Raw genomic sequence first — 2,217 nt, forward strand, 5'->3', positions numbered from 1 at the left:
CGTCCAGTTCGACGGCGACGTGACCGTCGGTGTCGACGAGTTCGACTCGCTCTCCGTCGGTGACCGCGGCGTAGTCGGGGCCCGACGCCGTCGCCACGACGTCGCCCACCTCGAACGCGTGCGACCGCACGTACCGGTGGTGTTCGGCGGCCATCGCTCTCAGTCACCACCGGCCTCCGCGCCGTCTCCGCCGCCGTCGGAGGGCGGTGCCTCGCCGGCGCCGTCGGCGCTCGGATCCGAAGCGTCGCCGTCGCCGCCCGCGCTCTGCATCAGCTGTCGGACCAGTTCGGCGCCCGACCCACCGCCGTCGCGGCCGCCGGTCGGTTCGTCTAACTCCTCGACCTGTCGTTCGATGTACCGCTTCAACTCGGGATAGCCTTCGAGGTCCGAGAGCTGTTTTCTGACGCTTGCGACGTACTGGTTGACCGTCTTCGGTTCCGTCGATTCGAGCTGTTCGACGAGGTAGTCCGTCGTGACGGTTATCGGCTCGCGGCCGTCCTCGACGACGCTCTCGATGAGTTCGCGCCTGAGGTCGCTCCCCAGGACGCGGTCTGCGACTTCGGCGGGCGTGTAGCCGGTCGACTTCCGCCCGAGCCGCTCGAAGTCGATGTCGCCCGCGTTGGGCAGCGAGGAGAGCGTCTTCTGCCACACCTGCGACATCACGCGCTCGTCCGGTTGCGGGATGAACTGCTGAATGGGGAACCGGCGAGTCGCGGCCGGGTCGATGGAGAACGGCATGTTCGTCGCGCCGATGACGAACAGGTTGTCCTCCACGTCGTTCATCTCCTGCAGGAACGCGTTGGTGAGTGACCGCTCGGACCGCTTGAGGTTCTCGTCGCTTCGGTCCGGGATGAGCGTCTCGACTTCGTCGAAAAAGAGGACGACGAACCCCTCGCTCGACAGGTCGTGCGCCTGGTCGAACACCGCCCGGATGTTCTTCTCCGACTCGCCCATGTACTTCGAGACGATGTCGCTCGCCTCGACTTCGAGGAACTTCACGTCTCCGCGGCGCGCCTCGATGTCCGTCTCGTGCTTCGCCTCGTACGCGATGGCCTCCGACACGAGCGTCTTCCCGCACCCGGGCGGGCCGTACAGGAGCATACTCCCGCTCCGAGACGCGAACGTGCCGCCGTACAACTCCTCCATCTGGGCCTGCACGTCGGGGTCGTACAGCGACAGCAGCATCCGAGCCGTCTGCTTGACCGATTCGAGTCCCGCCACGTCCTCCTCGAAACTGACGCTCGGATTCGTCGGTTCGATGTCGACGGTGGGTTCTTCGTCGTCGGACTCGCCGCGGCCGCCGCCCGCGACTGCCTCGTCCGCACCCCGACTCTGCGTCTTCCGCTCGCGGCGTTGCTCGGCCCACTCACTCTCGTCGACGAACTCGAACTCCGTCTCGGAGGTCACTCTGAGCGTCGAGTAGCCGGACGGATCCATCTCCACGACGGTGAAACTGAAGCCGTCGGGGCCGAACTTCGGAACCTCCTCTATCTCGTGCAGCAGGTACTGCGAGTCCACGAGCGCCGACGTGAGTTGGTCCTCGTCGGTACCGGGCGCGTACAGCTTGGCGGTCGAACAGGCCGGAACGTCGCGAATCGTCGCACTCGAATCCACGAGGCACTTCCGGCCGACGTCGTCGCTACCGCCGAGGATGGGTGCGACGTTCCCGTGGACGTACCCGCGGTTGCGAATCTTGTTCGCGACCCGGTCGTCTTCGGTCTGGACGCGAAAGTACGCGCTCTGTCCGCGGTACGACACCTGCACCACGTCCGTCGAGGGGGAGACTCGGCTTCGCCCGACGCGGACGTGCGAGGTGGGTTCGTTGTCGTTCGTGATGAGTGTGAGTTTCTCTCGGTTCATATCGTTGAGTCTGGGGAGACGTGCTCTACGGTTCGTTTCGCCACTGCGATCAGTTCGCCCGCACCGTCTGCGTCGGTCTCCGGCGGGTCGATCCACTCGCGGGCGGCCGCGACGGTTGCGACGGTTCGACCGACCGCGACGAGGAGTTCCGAGAGTTCTCGCCAGCGAACCGCGGCGCCGGGGCGTGTCGCGGTCCGCAGTCGCTGTTCGATGCGGTCGCAGACGACGGCCGCGCGGCCCGCGTACCGGACCATCGACCGCGAGACGGTGTACCAGTCGAGATGCCGGGCGGGTCCGACCCGAGCGGAACGACGAGGATGCCGTCGACGGCGTCCGCTCGGCCGATGACAGCTACGT

At 66.6% G+C, this 2,217-nt stretch carries 2 protein-coding genes; both read right to left on the reverse strand.

Annotated elements, in window-relative coordinates; all coding sequences use genetic code 11:
• Nucleotides 1-159: 159 nt before the first annotated feature.
• Nucleotides 160-1,860, reverse strand: a complete 1,701-nt coding sequence (locus GJ632_RS21055) for an ATP-binding protein (RefSeq protein ID WP_191453945.1) — start codon at nt 1,858-1,860, stop codon at nt 160-162.
• Nucleotides 1,857-2,217: hypothetical protein (locus tag GJ632_RS21060; protein ID WP_231751743.1), on the reverse strand; the 361-nt coding region annotated here is incomplete at its 5' end. The genes GJ632_RS21060 and GJ632_RS21055, both read right to left, overlap by 4 nt.

The organism is Halogeometricum sp. CBA1124, assembly GCF_009741955.1.
In the GTDB taxonomy this organism is placed as follows: Archaea; Halobacteriota; Halobacteria; order Halobacteriales; family Haloferacaceae; genus Halogeometricum; species Halogeometricum rufum.

Excerpts from the sequence above, each read along its gene's own strand:
- GJ632_RS21055 (WP_191453945.1), bottom strand. The coding sequence starts at position 1,860 with ATGAACCGAGAGAAACTCACACTCATCACGAACGACAACGAACCCACC.